We start from the raw sequence: 17,241 nt of genomic DNA on the forward strand, positions 1-17,241 counted from the left end.
CCCCTCCCTACTCGCTCGCTTCGGTCGCTCGGTGAGGAAGGGGCCTTAGCGCCTCAATTCAGGTAATTCAAACGGCACGCTCTCCCGACGCAACACGCGCCACATCTTGTACAGACTCCCTCGCTCGGCGCGGCAATCATCAGTGACTCTCGTCTCGAAAAAGAGGACTCATACCAAAATGGACATAGTCCCGGGCGGATTCGAACCGCCGTCAATGGCTCCAAAGGCCATTATGATTGGCCGCTACACCACGGGACTGGGCCGAGTCGGTCGATTCCGACTACGTGAAATCGGTCGTCCTCCGGCTATTAGTGATTTCCGCTCTCGGCCCGTCGGTCGCTCACTCGCGTCGCCTCTCCACCGCGTAACTGCCGCAGTTGGGGCACACGTGATACTGCACGTTGTACCCCGTCTCGCAGGACAAGCAGACGTACGGAAGTCTCTCCTCTGAGGTGAGGCCAGCCAACTGCTTGAGTCTACTTAGTGTGCTGTCGGTCCCACTCATGAGTCGGCCTTTCACTGAACGTTCTTAGTTCTATGCTCGTTCACGCTTGACGACAGAACCGTTCAATCGGCCAGATTCTCCGACTCGACTTCGAGATACCGACACGCGTCGGTCTCAGGGTCGAAACAGTCGGGGCACTCCGAGCTCCGGTCGATGATAGTGTCGAGTCGCTCGGCGACGGTGTCGTCGATGACGCTCTCGAGTTCGCGGGCCTCGCCCCGGAAATCCTCGACTTCGAGGACGTTCGTGAGGAAGCGTTCGATGATGCAGTACGTCTGCAGCGCGTCGCGGGCGCGGACGATTCCCTCGTCGGAGAGGCGGACGCCTTTGTACTTCTCGTGCTCGGCGAGTCCGCGGTCTTCGAGTTTCCCGATCATCTCGTTGGCGCTCGCGGGACTCACGTCGAGCATCTTCGCGAGAGCGCCCGTCGCCGCCGGCCCGTCCTCCATCTCCTGGATGAGGTAGATGGCTTTCAGATACTGGTCTGCCGTGTTCATCGGTTGACTCCGCTCATTCTCGTGTCTCCATGATCTTCGTCACCTCTTCGACGCCCTGGGCCTCCTCGGCGCGGATGTCGCGGAGGACCGAGAGCAAGCGGTCGCGCTTGACGGAGAACAACGCGTCGCTCGCCTCGATGCCCTCGATGAGGTCGTCGTAGAACTTGTACGCAGTCTCCTCGTTGCAGAGCTGGTCGTAGAGGACGCCGTCGAAGTCGTCGGGTTTCGTCTTCCCGTAGCGCGCTTCGACGAGTGTCTCGATGTCCTCGAACGGGATGCTCTCGGCGTCGAGTTCGTCGATAATCGCTTCCAGTCGCTGGCGGTGGTCGGCGGACTCGTCGGCGGCGTGTTCGAGCAGTTGCTCTATCTCCGCGTCGAGTTCGCGCTCGTCGGCGGACAGGGACTGGTAGTGGTGGTACGCTCGGGCCTCGACTACCTCTTCGAGCACGATTCCGATCTGCAGGAGGCGTGCGAGTTGGTGGTCCGAGCCCACGCGGTGGCCGACGCTCACGGGGTCGACCCTCCGTTGCTGTTCGATACCCTGTCGGTCATACCTCTTCGTCTGCGTGTGACGGACTTAAGCGGTTCCCTCTCACCGACGGACAGTTGGGGTCCGATTCCGACTCCGGTGGCGACGACGAGAGCAGCGACGACGACGCTGTATCCGGCCGAGACCGTCTGTCAGACTTCAGACGAACTCGCCATCGCTCTCGTACACGGTAGGGTCTTCGTTGTACTTCTCGGCGACCGTCGAGAGCGTCGTAAACTCGACGCCGTCTTGCGTTCCGACGTAATCTATGAACTCCTCCAACAGGGGAATCAACTGGGGCCGGCCGTGGACGTCGGGGTGGATCGTGAGCGTGTAAACGCCCGCCCCGCGCCGGTCGTAGAGGTAGTCGAAGTGTGACAGATACAACTCCTCGTACACCATCTCAGGGCTGGTGTAGCCGTAGTTGTAGTTCGGCTGCTTGATGAACATCATCGGTGGCACGTCGTCGCGGTACCAGCTGATGGGTATCTCTACGATGTCGGTTTCCTCGCCGCGCTCGTACGGTTTCATCCACGTGTCGGCGCTCTCGTCGTAGTCGATGCGGTGCCACGCGTCTCCCGTCCGCATCGGCAGCGGCTCGAAGTCCCGGAGCATCAGGCTGCTGTCGTAGAGAAAGCCGTGTTTTTCCACGAGTTCGGGCGTGTTCTCGCTGAACTCCCACCAGCTCGCGCGGTGGCCGACCGGCGGCGATCCGGTCAGGTCCTCGATGAGATCCATCGACTTCGTCAGAATCGTTTCCTCCTGCTCGCGGGAGAGGTCCGTTGGGTTCTCGTGGCTGTAGCCGTGCGTGCCGATCTCGTGGCCGGCGTCGGCGACTGCGCCGCACTCCTCGGGGAACGTCTCGATGGTGTGGCCCGGGATGAACCACGTCGTGTCGATGCCCTCGTCCTCGAACACCTGGAGGAGGCGCGGGATACCCTCCTCCCCCGCGAGGAGGCCCCGGGAGAGGTCCGCGGGGGAGTCTTCGCCGCCGTAGGAACCGAGCCATCCTGCCACGCAGTCCGCGTCGACGCCGATTGCGATGTCGATGTCGCCCATGTTTCGGTCGTGCGATACGTGTTGGCATGGCTCTTCGCAGCCGTCGGCTGGGCGACGGGTCTCCGCGTGAGACGGTCGCTGCGGCTGTCTTCGAGATAGAATTCGCCGTGTCTCCGACGAGCAAATAAAAAGCGAATCGAGTTGTCGTCTGCGGCTTACCGCAGCCGCTGGACGATGAGGTCGTCGAGGTCCTCGCGGAACTCGTCGACCGCAATCTCCTCGAGGACGGGCACGAAGAAGCCCTCCACGAGCATGTTTCGCGCGGTCCTCGGGTCGATGGAGCGCGACATCATGTAGAAGAGATCCTCCCGGTCGACCTGGCCGACTGTCGCCGAGTGACTTGCTTCGGTGTCGTGGTTGTGGATGATGAGCTTCGGCGAGGCGTCGGCCTCGGACTCGTCGGAGAGCATCAGCGTGTTCTCGCGCTGGTAGGAACTCGTGTCCCACGCGTCCTCGCCGACGTCCTGGACGCCCTCGTACACCGAGCGCGCCTCGTCGTCGAGCACGCCGCGGGTGACGAGGTCGGCCGTCGTGTGCTCGGCCTCGTGCCAGACGCGGGCGTTCACGTCGAAGTGCTGGTCGTTGTGGCCGAAGAACGCGCCGACGATCTTCGTTTCGGAGGAGTCGCCGACGAGGTTCGTCTCCACGTCCGAGCGCGTCAGTCGGGAGCCGAGGTTCCCCTCGATCCAGTTGATCGTCGCGTACGTGTCGGCGTGACCGCGCTTCAGCGTGAAGTGGTACGTCTCCTCGTCGAGGTTCTGCAGCGAGCCGTACTGGACGTAGCTGTTCTCGCCGGCGGCGACTTCGACGAGGTTGCTGAAGTAGCGCTCGCCCTCGATCTCGTCGCTTCCGGTTCCCGTCTCGGTTCCCTCCAGAATCGTCGTCGACGCCGACTCCTCGGTGACGACAAGCGTCTGGCTGAACAGCGAGCGGGAGTTCATCTCGGCGCGGATCTTCACGTCACCCGCGTCGACGTCCTCGGGGACGTAGACGAACGTGCCGGTCGTGAAGAGCGCTGCGGAGAGCGCCGTGAGGTAGTTCTTCTGCGGGTCGAGTACCGTACCGAAGTGCTCGCGAACGAGTTCCTCGTGCTCGTCGAGGGCCTCCGTAAAGGAGAGAACGACCGCGTCACCCTCGGCGACGCGCTCGGTCTCGTCGGACTGGTTCAGCGGGTCGACGAGCGTCTCGAAGTCGAGCGCTTCGAGGTTCGTCCACCGGCGGCCGGGCGTCTGGATGACGTCCGGCAGCGGCAGCTCGTCGAGCGCCTCGAACGCGTCGAGGCGGCGCTGGAGCAGCCAGTCGGGTTCGTCTCGCTCCTCGGAGATCTCGCGGACGGTCTCCTTCGAGAGGCTGGATGGCAGCTGCACGCTCATCTATCCGAGGCTCCCCTCCATCTCGAGTTCGACGAGGCGGTTGAGTTCGACCGCGTACTCGATGGGCAGTTCCTCCGTGATCGGCTCGATGAAGCCCGAGACGATCATCTGTTTTGCGTCGTCGTCGTCGAGACCGCGCGACTGGAGGTAGAAGATGTCCTCGTCGCCGATCTTGCCGACGGTCGCCTCGTGGGCGACGTCGACGCGCGACTCGTTGATCTCCATGTACGGCATTGTGTCCGAGGTGGACTCGTTGTCGAACATCAGCGCGTCACACTCGACGGCCGTCGAGGAGTCGTACGCGCCGTCGGCGATGTGGACGAGACCGCGGTAGTTCGTCCGACCGCCGTCCTTCGAGATACTCTTGGACTCAATGGTCGACTTCGTCTCGGGAGCGTTGTGGTACACCTTCGCGCCGGTGTCGATGTTCTGCCCTTCGCCCGCGAACGCGATGGTGATGTGGTTGTCCGACGCGCCGCGGCCCTTCAGGATGGACGCCGGGTAGAGCATCGTCGCCTTCGAGCCCATGGAGCCGGAAATCCACTCCATGCGGCCGCCCTTCTCGACGATGGCGCGCTTGGTGTTGAGGTTGTACGTGTTCTTCGACCAGTTCTGCACCGTCGAGTACTGGACGTGAGCGTCCTCGCCGACGAACACTTCGACGCCGCCGGAGTGGAGGTTGAACGCCGAGTACTTCGGCGCGGAACAGCCTTCGATGTAGTGGACCTCCGAGCCCTTCTCGGCGATGATGAGCGTGTGCTCGAACTGGCCCATCCCCTCGGAGTTCATGCGGAAGTACGCCTGCACGGGCATGTCGACCGTCGTGTCCTCGGGGACGTAGACGAACGACCCGCCGGACCAGATGGCGCCGTGGAGCGCCGCGAACTTGTTGTCGCTCGGGGGGACGCACTTCGTCATGAAGTACTCCTTGACGAGGTCCTCGTGCTCCTGGACCGCCTGGTCCATGTTCATGAAGACGACGCCCTTCTCCTCCCACTGCTCCTGCATGTTCTGGTAGACGACCTCGGACTCGTACTGTGCGCCGACGCCCGAGAGGGCGTTCTTCTCGGCTTCCGGGATGCCGAGTTTGTCGAACGTGTCCTTTATCTCGTCCGGGAGATCGGTCCAGTCGTCGACGCTCCCGCGCGTCTCCACGTCGGGGCGGATGTACGGGATGATCTGGTTGACGTCGACCTCCGAGAGGTCCGGCTGGCCAGGCCAGTCGGTCGGCATCGGCATCTTCTGGAAATGCTTCAACGCGCGGAGACGGCGCTGCAGCATCCACTCGGGTTCGTCTTTGTCTTCGGAGATGACCCGGATGGTCTCCTCCGTGAGACCCTTGTCAGCTTGGAAGGAGGACTTCTGCTCCTTCTTGAACTCGAAGCGGGCCTCGGTGTCTGTCTCTTTTAGATGGTCTTGTTCTGAACTCATGGTTAGTTAGGTTGGTGTAGCTGGCGCAGCCTTATCAGGCTGTCTCGTACGTCTGCTCGCGGACCCAGTCGTACCCCTTCTCCTCGAGTTTGACGGCGAGCTCCGGGCCGCCTTCCATGACGACCTGGCCGTCGAGCATGATGTGGACGACGTCGGGTTCGACGTAGTCGAGGATGCGCTGGTAGTGCGTAATCTGCAGGATGCCAGTTCCCTGCTCGTCGCGGAGCGCGTTGATGCCCTCGGAGACGTCCTGCAGGCGGTCGATGTCGAGACCGGAGTCGATCTCGTCGAGTACGGCGAGAGAGGGCTCGAGAATCGCCGCTTGCAGCACCTCGTTCTGCTTCTTCTCGCCGCCGGAGAAACCGGCGTTGAGGTAGCGCTGGGCGAACTTCTCGTCCATGTCGAGCAGTTCCATCTTCTCCTTCAGGAGCTGTTGGAACTCAGCGACCCCGACTTCGCCCTCGTCTGCGGGGCCCTCCATCGGCGAGGTGTCGTAACCCGACTCCTCCTCCTCGGCCTCGTCGTCGCCCTCGTCTTCTTCGAACAGCTCCTCGCGCTCTTCGAGCTTCGCGTTGAGCGCCTGTCGGAGGAAGTTCGTCATCGTGACGCCTTCGATTTCGGCGGGATACTGGAAGCCGAGGAAGATACCGAGCGCCGCGCGTTCGTTTGGTTCCAGTTCGAGCAGATTCCACGTGCGCTTGTCGTCGGGAATCTCGAAGTCGTCGCCGAACTCGTTCTCGTCGAGGTGGAGCAGAATCTCACCGTCGGTGACCTCGTAGGCGGGGTGGCCGGCGATGATCTTCGCCGTCGTCGACTTCCCGGACCCGTTCGGTCCCATGAGAGCGTGAATCTCGCCCGATTTGACTTCCAAATCGACGCCCCGAAGAATTTTCTCTCCGTCCTCGACTGCGACCTCTGCGTGGAGGTTCTTGATTTCGAGTGTTGCCATTGCTGTGTGTTCCTCGTGTTCGGGAGTGGGGGCTTCCGCCCATTAATGCTTACGCATTCACCCCCTACGGCTTCCGCTCTGAGAAAAATTTGTTTTCGGTATCGGAAAACTCGGCCGCAGTAATCCGCCGACGGCGGGCCGTTCCGGTGGCGCTCGGTGGACGGAGACGCGCCGAAACGCCGTCGAAACCGTCTCAGCCGAACTGTCCGAGACCGGTCTGCTGTTGGCCGCTCTTGACCTCGTCCCACGAGAGACCGAGCGCTTCGATGATGCGCGCGATTGGTCCTTCGAGCGTCTTCTCCAGCATCGTGTCCCAGTCCACCTCGAACTCGTCGGGCACCTGGTCGGCGTACTCGAAGCAGATGACGTCCGGGTTGCGCTTGAACTCACCGTACAGCGGGTCCGTCCGAGCGTCGAAGCCGCGCTCCTCCTCCATCCGCCGGAAGAACGACGGGTGGACTTTCTTCAGGTACAGGCGCTTGGGCTTCGACCCGCGCTGGAAGTTCGTTCCCAAGAGGAGGTTCGCGTACTTCGCGCCGCGGACCTGCGCGGTGTCGGTGTCGTAGCTCTCCAGTCGCTTGCCGATGCCACCCGGGATGCCGATCTGTTCGAGGTTCGCGTCCTCGTCCTGGAAGTCGCGAATCACGCCGCGAACGTACTCCTTGATGTCGTCGGTGTCGCTCCCGGTGACGATCATCTCGATGACCTGCTTCTGGACCCGCTTCGTGATGGGCGCGATGTCGGAGCGCTTGTACTCGAAGCCGGTGATGTCGATGTCGTCGACGTCTTTGCCCTCCTTCCAGACAATGTGCCCGGCGTAGCGCTTCTTTCGACCCGCCTGGAAGAACCGCCGGTAGAGTTTCTCGAACTCGATCTGGAACCGGTGCTCGTCCGCGTCGAGTTCCTCGCGCGCGAAGTCGTCGTAGCGCCCGTTGATGTGCTCTTCAATCTCGAACGACTGCTCGATGGCCTCCTCCTTCGTCACCTCGGGGCCGAGTTCGAGCATGACGGAGTCAGTGTCGCCGTAGGCGACTTCGTAGTCGATCTCGTTCGCCGCCGTCTGCGTGAAGTCGATGACCTCTCGACCCGTCGCGGTGATGGCCGCCGCGTTCTCCTTGTCGTAGAGGCGGAAGCGGTCCCACCCCGACACGCCGTACAGCGAGTTCATGATGACTTTGACGGCCGCTTGCTGGCGGTCGTACTGCTCGTACGCCGGAGAGCCGGGTTTGTGCTCGTTTCGGAGCGCCTTCTTCTCCTCGCGCTCGGTCAGCAGGTCGTCGATCATCTCGCGCATCATCCCGTCGGGTTCGCGGCGGAAGCGCGTCCCGTTGGGCGCGCGGTACGTCTCGCCGTCGTAGTCGGGATCGACCTTCGTCTCCGGCGAAGCGTTGATGGTCACCATGCACATCGGGTACAGCGACTTCAGGTCGAGCACAGTGACGTTCTCTCTGACACCCGTGATCGGGTCGAACACCGCGCCGCCCTCGAAGTCTTCGGACTCCTGTTGACCCTTCGTCGGGAGGACGAAATCGCCGTGAGCTTTGTGGAGCACGTACACGTCCACCGCGTCGCCCGCCGTCGGTGCGTCTTCGAGCAGACAGCCGACGAACGTCCGCACCTCGTCCCAGAAGGGGATGACCTCCTGTTTGCGGTCGATTTCGACGCAGAGTTCGACGTCGCGAACGTTGTACTCGAGCAGTCGCGTCGGGTTGGTCTCCCAGAGGTCGCCAATGCTGCCCGCGTAGCGCTCTTTACCCACGTCGAGTTCGAGTTCGCCGACGGCGTCAAGTCGGTACGACTCCAACTCGCTGAACTGCGTCTTCTTGTAGGCGTACAGCAGGTCGAAAACGACGCGGCCCTTGACGTTGGGACCGCCCCATCCGCTCCGCCACACCTCGTCGACGCGCGAGAGGCGCTCGATTCGGAGGTCGTAGTCGGTGAAGGCGTCGAGTTTCTCCAACCGGTCGAGGAAGTACGGTGCGTCGAAGTCCTCGAAGTTCCAGCCGGTGAGCACGTCGGGGTCTGTCTCCTCGACGTAGGAAATGAACGCCTCGAGCATCGCTTCCTCCTCGTCGAACGTGCGCACGTCAACCTCGGTGTCGTCGCGGTACGGCGTGTACTCCCCGAGGGCGTCCGGAGCCTCGCCGTCGCCCACGGGCGCGTCGTACAGCCACGCGACGTACTCGTCGCGGTAGTTGTCGTGGCTCGTCAGGCAGATGATGGGCTCCTCGCCCTCCTCGGGGAAGCCGTTTCTGTCGTCGACCTCGATGTCGAACGTGTTGACGCGGAGGTCGGCGTCGACGTCGGCGGGGACGACTTCGTCGTGGGCGACCTGAACGACGTTGTCGTCGAGGCGGCGGTCGGGGACGCGAATCCCGCCGTTGATGTCCTTGTCGATGAGAAACCGATTCGGAAAGAGGATGTCCGCCTCGAAATGGTCGAACTCGTCACGCATCTGCCCCACGTCTCGGGGCGTGCGTCCGACGATTTTCGTCAGTTCCTCCCCGCGGATACTCTCGTAGCCATCTTCGGTCCGGAGGATAGTGTCACGGTCGAGCAGTTCGTCGGTGAGCGTCTCCGTCGGCGCGTAGAAGTACGGCTCGAAGCCGAGCACGCGGACGTGCATCGGCTCGTTGTCGGTCGTACGCCCGAACACGTGGACGACTGGGTACTCGTCGCGGCCCCGTCCCTCGACGGTGTAGTTCACCTGCGACACCATCAGTTCGAGCGTCCCGTCGGCGTCCGGGTAGCGCAGTTCGTGTCGGTCGACGATCTCGTTCACCCGCTGGCTCACGTCGCCCGCGACGGCGGCCGCCTCTGTCGTCGGTCGGCCGTCGCCGTCGTCGGTCGCGTCGCCGTCGCCACCCCCGCCACCGTAGTCGGAGAGCCCAGCCTGAGTCATGCCGACTGCTTGGTCACACCCGGCTAAAAAGTTCGGCTTTTCCCCGGGAGCCGCGTTCGCGGGCGAGCCGGAGCGCTCTCGTGGGCACGCTATCTCCACGTCAGTCACACGAACGTCGCCCGCGCTCCGACAAATTCGGTCACGACGGAAAGACCTATACCATGTTATGTCATACCAAGGGTTGGCATGTCCGACCGGATAGAAGACGAGTGGTGGGACAGCGCAGATACTACGCAGCAGTCGCTGCAAGCCCCCGACGGCGTCGAGAACGTCGAGGCGTACGAGGTAGACGACGGTGTCGTCTTCTACGACGCGCAGAACCCCCTCGCGTGGATGGAGACGACGATGGCCGTCACGCTGCGAGAGCAGGCATAGCCCTACGGAACTTCAAACCCCGAACCCTTATTCTCGACCCCCGCTTCGGCTGTTCTGTGCCCTTCGATGTGTGGCCCGAGGAACCGGACGAGCCCGACCCCGAGGACGAGTGGGACCGGTGGGGAAACCCCGAGAATGAGTTGCCGACCGTCCCGGAGGTTCCCGAACCGTCGGTTCCCGAGACCGAGGCCGATCCCGAAGTCGCCACGGCGTTTTGGGTCAGCGTCCTGTTCGTCAACGTCGCCGTCGGTGCGCTCGCACTCGGGCCGATGCTCATCTACTTCCGCGGGCAGTGGTTGCTCGGCGGCGGACTCGTCGTCGTCGGTCTCTTCGTGTCGCTCCGCACGTACCAGCGCTATCGACGGTTCCGCGACGAGCGAGACGACGGCGACGAGGAGTCGAGCGAGTCGGACGAACTCGACGACGAGGTGAGCGAATCAGAGAAACCTGTTGACGTCGACGAATCCGAACGCGGCCCCGACCGCTCCGAGACGTCCGAAGGAAGCGAGGCGGACGCGCGGTAGCGTCTGACCGGAACGGCTAACCGATTCTACAACCACGGTCCACACATGCAGATCGTCCGCGACGACGAAGGACGACAGTATCTCTTACTGAAACGTTCAAGCGAGTCGAGTCGCGTACGCGACCCCGAAACCGGCAACGAGCGGTATCTCCCAAACGACGCGTTCGAAGTCGTCGACGGCGAATCACCGCTCGTCGCCGCCGCCTCGGGCGTGCCCGAGTCGGTTCGTCGAGTGCTCTCGGCAACACACGGCGACCGGTCGCTCGGGTTACTCGTCGAACTCGCCGACGGCGGCCCGCTGTCGATTATCGAACTACTGGATTCGTACGACCTCTGCGAGAGCGATCTCCACGGGCAGATAACGGAGTTCCGCACGGCCGGTCTCGTCGAAGAAGCCCAAAGTTACGGCGAACGCGGCTACGACGCCACGGAGTTGGCTCGGGACGGCGTCGCGAAACTTCGAGGCGAGTAGCGTAAAACGACTCAGTCGTCGGCCACCGACTCGACGGCCGACAGCCCGGCGACCTCCTCGTGACGGACCGTCGAGCGGTTGCTTGTCGGGTCTTTCTCCACCGTCACGAGGTCGTCGGCCGCGCCGACCAATTCGTCGTCGTGGCTAACGATTATTATCTGGCGGACGCCGAAGCCGCGCATCTCCTCGACCAGGTCGACGAGGCGACCGACGTGCCCCGAATCGAGGAAGACGGTCGGTTCGTCGAGGATGAGCGGCGGCGTCGGGGCCGCGCCCTCGATACCCTCTGCGAGAAGACGATAGATGGCGCAGCGCAGCGAGAGGTTGAACAGCGCGCGCTCGCCGCCGGATAGCTGTTCGGGGTCGAGCGCCTGTCCGTCCTTCTGATAGACGGTGAGTTCGTAGTCGCCGTCGAGGCGGATGCGCGCGTACGCGTCGTTGGCGTAGACGAGGTCGAACGTCTCGTTGAGCATCCGTTCGAGCGTCTCGACGTTGCGCTGGCGGAGTTCCGCGCGCAGGTCGCCGTACATCGCCTCCAACTCCTCGGTCTCCTCGTGGAGCGATTCGAGCGCGTCGACCCGTTCGGCGACGTGGTCGCGTTTCTCTTTCAACGATTCGAGGCGTTCGATGTCGCTTTTCGCGCCGCCGATGTCGTTGTCGAGTTTCGTCCGTTGCTCTCGCAGCGATTCGAGGGCGGGGTCGACCTTCTCCAGATACGCCTCGGCATTGGACTTCTTCTCTTCGGCCTGCTGAATCTGGGACTCGTCGACCTCCTCGCGGAGCGCCTGCTGTCGGCTTCGCTTCTCGGCTAACCACTCCCGGCGCTCGTCGTTTCGGTCCGCGAGGTCCGACCGTTTCTCGGAGATACGGTCGAGTCGCTCCTCGGCGTCCGTGATCTCCTCGCGGAGCGACTGGACGCGTTCGAGACGTCCTCTGCTTGTGTCGACCTGTTCGCGTTCGGCTCTCAGCTCCGCGATGCGCTCGCGGGTCTCCTCGGCTCTCGTCGCCGTCTGCTCGACGGCGTCTCGGAGTTGTTCGGCCTCTTCGGCGTGTTCCGCCGCGTCCTCCCGCGCCGCTTTCGCCTGGTCGGCTTTCTCGGCGAGCGTCTCCTCGCGTTGCTCGACGAGCGTCGTTACGCTGTCGCGCCGCTCCCGCAACTGGGAGAGTTTGTTCCCCGTCTCGACGAGCGACTCGGCGCGGTCGATGTCGTCGTCGAGCGCCGCGATCTCCGCTTCGAGTTCCTCGCGCTCGGCGTCCAGTTCCTCGACCCGCTTTCTGTCCTCGTCGACGGTGTCGACGTGCGGCGACTCGTCGACCGGTTGGCCGCACTCGGGGCATTTCCCCTCCTCCAATAGTCGCTCGGCGTCCTCGACGCGCTGACGCGTCGACCGGAGGTTCGTGCGGACGGTTTCGAGTTCGTCGCGCAACTCGGATCTCCGCTCGCGGAGGTCGGCGAGGTGGGCGGACGCCTCGCCCCGGTCAACCGGCGCAGCGTCGAACGTCGCTTCGAGTTCCTCGATTTGGTCGTCGAGTTCGGTCAGTTTCTCGCGTCGGTCGTCGAGTTCCGACTCGCCGTTCTCGCGATCATTCTCCAGTTCGTCGGCGCGCGTGCGCTTCTGTTCGGCCCGGGATTCGAGGTCTGCCGCTTTGTCGGCGAGGTTCGACGACTGGTTCTCGAACCCCTCGGATTTCACGCTCAGCTCCTGTATCGACTCGGAGAGTTCCTCGCGCCGGTCGGCGAGTTCCTCCAGTCGGGCGGAGATGGCGTCGTCGACGGCTTTGCCGTCCGCTTGTCGCGTCGGAGACGTGGCGCTGTCGTCGACGGTTTCGACATCGCTCTCGGCCACCGCGTCCTCGACGGTCGCTTCGAGTTCGTCGACGCGCTCGTGGGTCTCCCGAGCCTTCTCGCGCAGCGTCTCGCGCTCGTTCTCCGTCGTCTCGATGTCGGCCTTCAGCGACTCGACGTCTTCGGCGAGTTCGGCGAGCTCCTCCTGCTTTTCCTCGTAGTTTTCGAGCGTCTCGACCGCCGCTTTCCGGCTCTCCTCGGCTTTTTCGCGCTGGGCCTCGTAGTTCTCTATCTTCGAGGTCACTTCGTTGAGTTCCGTCCGCAGCGCGTTCAGCCGCTCGTAGGGGTTCGCCGCCTGCTTCTCTTCGACCTGCGAGTCGAGTTCGCGGAGGCCGCCTCGCTTGTCACCGAGCACGTCCTCGACGCCGAGGCGGGCGTTTCGCGCCCGCTCGCGGTACTGCTCCAGTTTGCCCAACTGGAGCAAGTCGTCTATCATGTCCTGTCGCTCCGTCGGCGTCGCGTTGATGAGTTTGTTCACCTCGCCCTGCCGGACGTACGCGCAGTTGACGAACGCGTCGGCGTCCATCCGCAGCAGGTCGACGACGAACCGCCGAACGTCGCGAGCGCCGTCGACGCTGCCGTCGGGCACCGCGGACCCTTCGAGGACGCACTTGGCCGTCGTCGCCCGGTCACCCGAGAGTCGAATCCGGCGCTCGACGCGGTACTCCTCGCCCGCGTGGGTGAACCAGAGTTCGATTTCGGACTCCTCCTCGCCGTTGGTCACCACGTCTTCGAGCGTGCCGTCGAGCGCCGTCGCCCCGTAGAGTGCGAAGAAACACGCCTCCAGCAGCGAGGACTTCCCGCTGCCGTTGAGACCGTGGATGACGGTCACGCCGTCGCCGAGTTCGAGGTCGGTGTCGGCGTACGGTTTGAAATTCTTGAGGCGGATACGGTCGAATCTCACGAGTAATCCTCCATGGAGAGCTGTCCGTCGGTCGTCGACGTTGACTCCTCCGTGGCCGCCGACTCGGCCGTTTCGGACGAATCGTCGGCTTCGGACGCGGAGGCTGAGACGGGGTCGGTCGCCGCGCCGCCGGGCGACTGTTCACCGTTCGTCGCCGACTCCGGCTCGTCGGCGGCCTCGGCGGCGTCAGCAGCGTCGTCCGGTTCGTCCGCTTCGGCCTCGGTGTCTCGTTCCGATCCGACCGCCGTTTCGGCATCTCTCTCCTCTCTTCCGTCGTCTTCGCGCGCCTCTGCGCGCGCGAAGTTGTCGAGTCCGTCGTCGACGAGCGCTTCGACGCGCTGTTTCACTTCCTGGCGGACATTCGAGTCCGCGGTCTTGCTGGCGCGGACCGTCTCGTCGACGTCGATGGCGGCGGTCGACAGACCGAGTTCGGAAATACGTTCGCGCACCGCGTCGTCGGGGTCGGCGAAACTCACCGAGAGGTCTGATTCGACCTCGATTTCGCGGCGGTCGGTGACGCGCGCGACGAGCGCGCCGCGTTCGGCGGCGAATTCTTCGACGCTCGCGGGCGTGACGGGTTCGCCGTCGCCGGTCACTTCGACGACGACGACGGCGTCTTCGAGTTCGTGCTGGCGGACCCGCTCGCGGACGCGGGACTCGCCTTCGCCTTCGGCGAGTTCGACGGAGACGAAGACGAACGGGCGGGTTTCGAGCGCGCGCTGGCGGATGTCGATTTCGTCGCCGTCGAAACTGACGATGTTGTAGCCGCGACCCTCCTGCTCGCTCGTGCTTGCGCGCTCTGTAGACCCGCAGTAGGTGACGGGCGTTCCGCCGACGTCGGCGGTTCCCGCCTCGTGATTGTCGCCGAGGAGCACCGCGTCGAACGCCACGTTCGACTGTTCGAGCACCGTCTCGGTCTCCCAGTCGGCGTGCGCGAACGGTGTAAAGAGACCGTGGCTCACGAGCGCCGCGTGTTCGGCGTCGTGCGGTTCGAACCGGTAGTCGAGTTCGTCACGTCGCGATTTGGGGACGTGGTCCAAGCCGTAGAAGGCCGTGTCGCCGACGACGTGCGGGTCGGGACCGAGGCGCGTCGCGAGACCGAGGCGCTCGAACAGGTCGAGCCACTGCCCGCCGCGCGTCGACTCGTGGTTGCCGACGACCGCCAAGAACGGAACGTCGGCGTCTTGGAGGGTTCTGAGCGCCGAGAGTGTTCCGAGGAGGTCCCGCAGTTCGGGGCGACGGTCGTGAAAGAGGTCTCCCGCGTGAACGACTGCGTCCACGTCGCCGTCGACGGCGTCGGCGAGCACCTGCTCGAACGCCGCCAGAAAGTCCCGTCGTCGCTCCGGCGAGTGGTACTGCTGATACCCGATGTGGGTGTCGCCGGTGTGTATCACCCGTGTCATCTGTCCGCCCGTTGGCCGTCGGCTCCTAAATGCGTACCGACGCGCGCCGTCGCCGCTTCGGCGTCTCGCTCGGAGTTGGACTCCGCGTCGGCGTCGGCATCGGAATCAGTCTCGGTGTCGCCGGCGGCCGCACGACGGTACGTCCCGACGGTCGTCAGTACCGCCTCCCCGGCGCGGCGTCTCGAACGCGCTCGAACCCGCCGTTTGTCGCGGACCCCGCCGCCGACTCGACGTCGTCGAGCGCGTCTCCCGCGGTCTCGATACTCTCTCGCGCGTCACTCACGGCCGTGCTGTCTCCGACCGCAGGGCTGTCTTCGGCGAGCCGTCTCTCCGTCACCAGCGCTCGGAGCGCGCGCTTGACCGCTCTCGGGGATGCCACGGGCGAGAGTGGACGCGCTCTCGGTGATAAACGTTCGTGAGAGTCCGTGAGAGATGGGCCGACAGCAGAGAACTCGGACGGTGAGCGTTAGACGGTGAGTGTTAGACGGTGAGCGTGTACAGTCGCTTTCGCGCGTCCGAGAAGGAAAAGCGGGAGTCGACGACGTTCTGTTCTTCGAGCCTCGTGAGCGCGTAGCGGACCGTCCGCGGCGGCAACAGCGTCTCCTCGGCGAGTTGGCTCTGCGTCATCGTCTCGTTGTAGTCGAGGACTTTCGCGACGAGTTTCGCACTCGGGGGAAGATCACGGACTGACTCCCAGCGGTCGGTCGAATCGGTGGCGGCTGCCTCGGTGCAACTCATGATATCTGTTGCTGTGGCATACAGCCAGATAATATTTGCTATGTCAGGATATTACTGTCAGAAATTTGCGGCGGCGAGTGGCCCCGCGACCCGAAGCCTCTTATGAACTAATGTCCTAATCCGTCCGATGACCGATACTGTGGACGACGTCGACTTACCCTACGACGAGGAGGCGGCGTCACAGCAGGAGAAAATCGAGGCGATGGAAGAACGCCTCGAGGTCCTCGAAGCTCAAAACGAGGAGATGCGTGACAAGCTCCTCGACGCGAACGCCGAGAACAACAAGTACCAACAGAAGTTGGAGCGACTGACCCACGAGAACAAGAAGCTCAAGCAGTCGCCGCTGTTCGTCGCCACCGTCCAAGAGATAAACGAGGACGGCGTCGTGATCAAACAGCACGGCAACAACCAAGAGGCCCTCACCGAAGTGACCGACGAGATGCGGGACGACCTGGAACCAGACGCCCGCGTCGCCGTCAACAACTCGCTGTCCATCGTCAAGAAGCTCGAAAAGGAGACTGACGTACGCGCGCGCGTCATGCAGGTTGAGCACAGCCCCGACGTCACCTACGAGGACATCGGTGGCCTCGAAGAGCAGATGAACGAGGTGCGCGAGACCGTCGAGATGCCGCTCGACCGCCCGGAGATGTTCACCGAGGTCGGCATCGACCCGCCGTCGGGCGTCCTGCTGTACGGCCCGCCGGGCACCGGCAAGACGATGCTCGCGAAGGCCGTCGCCAACCAGACCGACGCGACGTTCATCAAGATGGCCGGCTCCGAGTTGGTCCACAAGTTCATCGGCGAGGGTGCGAAACTCGTTCGCGACCTCTTCGAGGTGGCTCGCGAGAACGAACCGGCGGTGCTGTTCATCGACGAGATAGACGCCATCGCCTCCAAGCGGACCGACTCGAAGACGTCAGGCGACGCCGAGGTCCAGCGGACGATGATGCAGTTGCTCAGCGAGATGGACGGCTTCGCCGACCGCGGCGAGGTCCGCATCATCGCGGCGACGAACCGCTTCGACATGCTCGACCCCGCCATTCTCCGGCCGGGTCGCTTTGACCGACTCATCGAAGTGCCCAAACCGAACGACGAGGGTCGCGAGATCATCTTCCGGATCCACACGCGCAACATGAACGTCTCCGACGACGTGGACTTCGCCAAACTCGCCGAGTTGGCCGACGACTCCTCCGGCGCCGACATCAAAGCCGTCTGCACCGAGGCGGGGATGTTCGCCATCCGCGACGACCGAACCGAGATATTCATGCAGGACTTCCTCGACGCGTGGGAGAAGATACAGGCCGAAGACGCCGACATCGACGCCGACGTGTCGCGCGCGTTCGCCTGAACCGACCGCCTCACTTTTTTTGCTCATCTACTCCGGTCGACAGACGACGGCCTCAGGTTTTCCACTTCTACTCGGGGCGACAGACGACCGTCTCTCGTTCGAGCTCCGGAAGAAAACCGCCGCGCCACTCGCCGATCAGTCGAGCACGGGCGATGCCGAATCGAGGCGCTACCGGCCGACGCTACGGCGAGATGAACATCCCGAACACGGCCAGCGGGACGAGAAACAGGACGACGAACATCACCAGGAGAATCACGCCGTAGCCCGCGCCGACGCCCGCAACGGTCAGCCACGACGGATGGTCGAATTGGTCGAAATCGAAGCTCATACGCATCCTTCGGAAGGGCGACGACATAAACGTGGCCGTCGGACGGTTCGGACCCCGCG

16 protein-coding genes and 1 tRNA gene are annotated in these 17,241 nt (G+C 63.7%); 4 read left to right on the plus strand and 13 right to left on the minus strand.

The annotated features are described in order from the left end of the window. Positions 1-185: 185 nt before the first annotated feature. The 8 genes from LAQ58_RS10445 to LAQ58_RS10480 form a co-directional block, all read right to left on the minus strand. A tRNA-Gln gene (locus tag LAQ58_RS10445) sits at positions 186-258 on the minus strand. A 309-nt stretch (positions 259-567) separates the two neighbouring features. Next, positions 568-1,002 (minus strand): metal-dependent transcriptional regulator, encoded by a 435-nt coding sequence (locus tag LAQ58_RS10450; protein WP_224447409.1) that lies wholly within the window; start codon positions 1,000-1,002, stop codon positions 568-570. Between the two features lie 13 nt (positions 1,003-1,015). Beyond that, positions 1,016-1,513: a ferritin-like domain-containing protein gene (locus LAQ58_RS10455; RefSeq protein WP_224447410.1), complete on the minus strand. Its 498-nt coding sequence runs from the start codon at positions 1,511-1,513 to the stop codon at positions 1,016-1,018. Positions 1,514-1,690: 177 nt separating this feature from the next. Continuing rightward, the gene (locus LAQ58_RS10460) at positions 1,691-2,590 is read right to left on the minus strand and encodes a polysaccharide deacetylase family protein (protein WP_224447411.1); all 900 of its coding nucleotides are present in this window, start codon (positions 2,588-2,590) and stop codon (positions 1,691-1,693) included. Between the two features lie 155 nt (positions 2,591-2,745). Beyond that, complete coding sequence (gene sufD / locus LAQ58_RS10465) at positions 2,746-3,963, minus strand: Fe-S cluster assembly protein SufD (protein ID WP_224447412.1); 1,218 nt, start codon at positions 3,961-3,963, stop codon at positions 2,746-2,748. Beyond that, entirely contained in the window at positions 3,964-5,394 is a 1,431-nt protein-coding gene (gene sufB / locus LAQ58_RS10470) for a Fe-S cluster assembly protein SufB (protein WP_224447413.1), read from the minus strand. A 34-nt stretch (positions 5,395-5,428) separates the two neighbouring features. Continuing rightward, positions 5,429-6,343 carry an ABC transporter ATP-binding protein gene (locus LAQ58_RS10475; RefSeq protein WP_224447414.1) on the minus strand — a complete coding sequence of 305 codons (915 nt, stop codon included), beginning with the start codon at positions 6,341-6,343 and terminating at the stop codon, positions 5,429-5,431. A 193-nt stretch (positions 6,344-6,536) separates the two neighbouring features. Next, on the minus strand, positions 6,537-9,245 hold the full coding sequence (locus tag LAQ58_RS10480; protein ID WP_224447415.1) for a DNA-directed DNA polymerase: 2,709 nt from the start codon (positions 9,243-9,245) through the stop codon (positions 6,537-6,539). A 186-nt stretch (positions 9,246-9,431) separates the two neighbouring features. Between LAQ58_RS10480 and LAQ58_RS10485 the strand changes: the two genes are divergently transcribed. Genes LAQ58_RS10485 through LAQ58_RS10495 form a run of 3 tightly spaced genes read left to right on the plus strand, consistent with a single transcriptional unit; the run spans position 9,432 to position 10,615 of the window. Continuing rightward, complete coding sequence (locus LAQ58_RS10485; RefSeq protein WP_224447416.1) at positions 9,432-9,620, plus strand: DUF7331 family protein; 189 nt, start codon at positions 9,432-9,434, stop codon at positions 9,618-9,620. Between the two features lie 56 nt (positions 9,621-9,676). After that, a complete protein-coding gene (locus LAQ58_RS10490) occupies positions 9,677-10,144 on the plus strand; it encodes a DUF7322 domain-containing protein (protein WP_224447417.1) in 468 nt (155 codons plus the stop codon). A 45-nt stretch (positions 10,145-10,189) separates the two neighbouring features. Next, on the plus strand, positions 10,190-10,615 hold the full coding sequence (locus LAQ58_RS10495) for a DUF7346 family protein (protein ID WP_224447418.1): 426 nt from the start codon (positions 10,190-10,192) through the stop codon (positions 10,613-10,615). 11 nt (positions 10,616-10,626) lie between these two features. On the opposite strand, the gene rad50 is transcribed toward LAQ58_RS10495, so the two are convergent. The 4 genes from rad50 to LAQ58_RS10515 all read right to left on the minus strand — a co-directional run bounded on the left by rad50 (position 10,627) and on the right by LAQ58_RS10515 (position 15,506). After that, on the minus strand, positions 10,627-13,365 hold the full coding sequence (gene rad50 / locus LAQ58_RS10500; protein ID WP_224447419.1) for a DNA double-strand break repair ATPase Rad50: 2,739 nt from the start codon (positions 13,363-13,365) through the stop codon (positions 10,627-10,629). After that, entirely contained in the window at positions 13,362-14,768 is a 1,407-nt protein-coding gene (mre11, locus tag LAQ58_RS10505) for a DNA double-strand break repair protein Mre11 (protein WP_224447420.1), read from the minus strand. The genes rad50 and mre11 overlap by 4 nt, the downstream gene beginning before the upstream one ends. Positions 14,769-14,922: 154 nt before the next feature. Further along, the gene (locus LAQ58_RS10510; protein WP_224447421.1) at positions 14,923-15,147 is read right to left on the minus strand and encodes a DUF7966 family protein; all 225 of its coding nucleotides are present in this window, start codon (positions 15,145-15,147) and stop codon (positions 14,923-14,925) included. Positions 15,148-15,248: 101 nt separating this feature from the next. Continuing rightward, entirely contained in the window at positions 15,249-15,506 is a 258-nt protein-coding gene (locus tag LAQ58_RS10515) for a MarR family transcriptional regulator (RefSeq protein WP_224447422.1), read from the minus strand. Positions 15,507-15,633: 127 nt separating this feature from the next. Here LAQ58_RS10515 and pan1 point away from each other — a divergent pair, with 127 nt between their 5' ends. Then, a complete protein-coding gene (gene pan1 / locus LAQ58_RS10520) occupies positions 15,634-16,854 on the plus strand; it encodes a proteasome-activating nucleotidase Pan1 (RefSeq protein ID WP_224447423.1) in 1,221 nt (406 codons plus the stop codon). A 181-nt stretch (positions 16,855-17,035) separates the two neighbouring features. Here pan1 and LAQ58_RS10525 read toward each other — a convergent pair whose 3' ends face one another. Then, the gene (locus LAQ58_RS10525) at positions 17,036-17,182 is read right to left on the minus strand and encodes a hypothetical protein (RefSeq protein ID WP_224447424.1); all 147 of its coding nucleotides are present in this window, start codon (positions 17,180-17,182) and stop codon (positions 17,036-17,038) included. Between the last annotated feature and the right edge of the window lie 59 nt (positions 17,183-17,241).

Source organism: Haloprofundus salilacus (assembly GCF_020150815.1).
In the GTDB taxonomy this organism is placed as follows: Archaea; Halobacteriota; Halobacteria; order Halobacteriales; family Haloferacaceae; genus Haloprofundus; species Haloprofundus salilacus.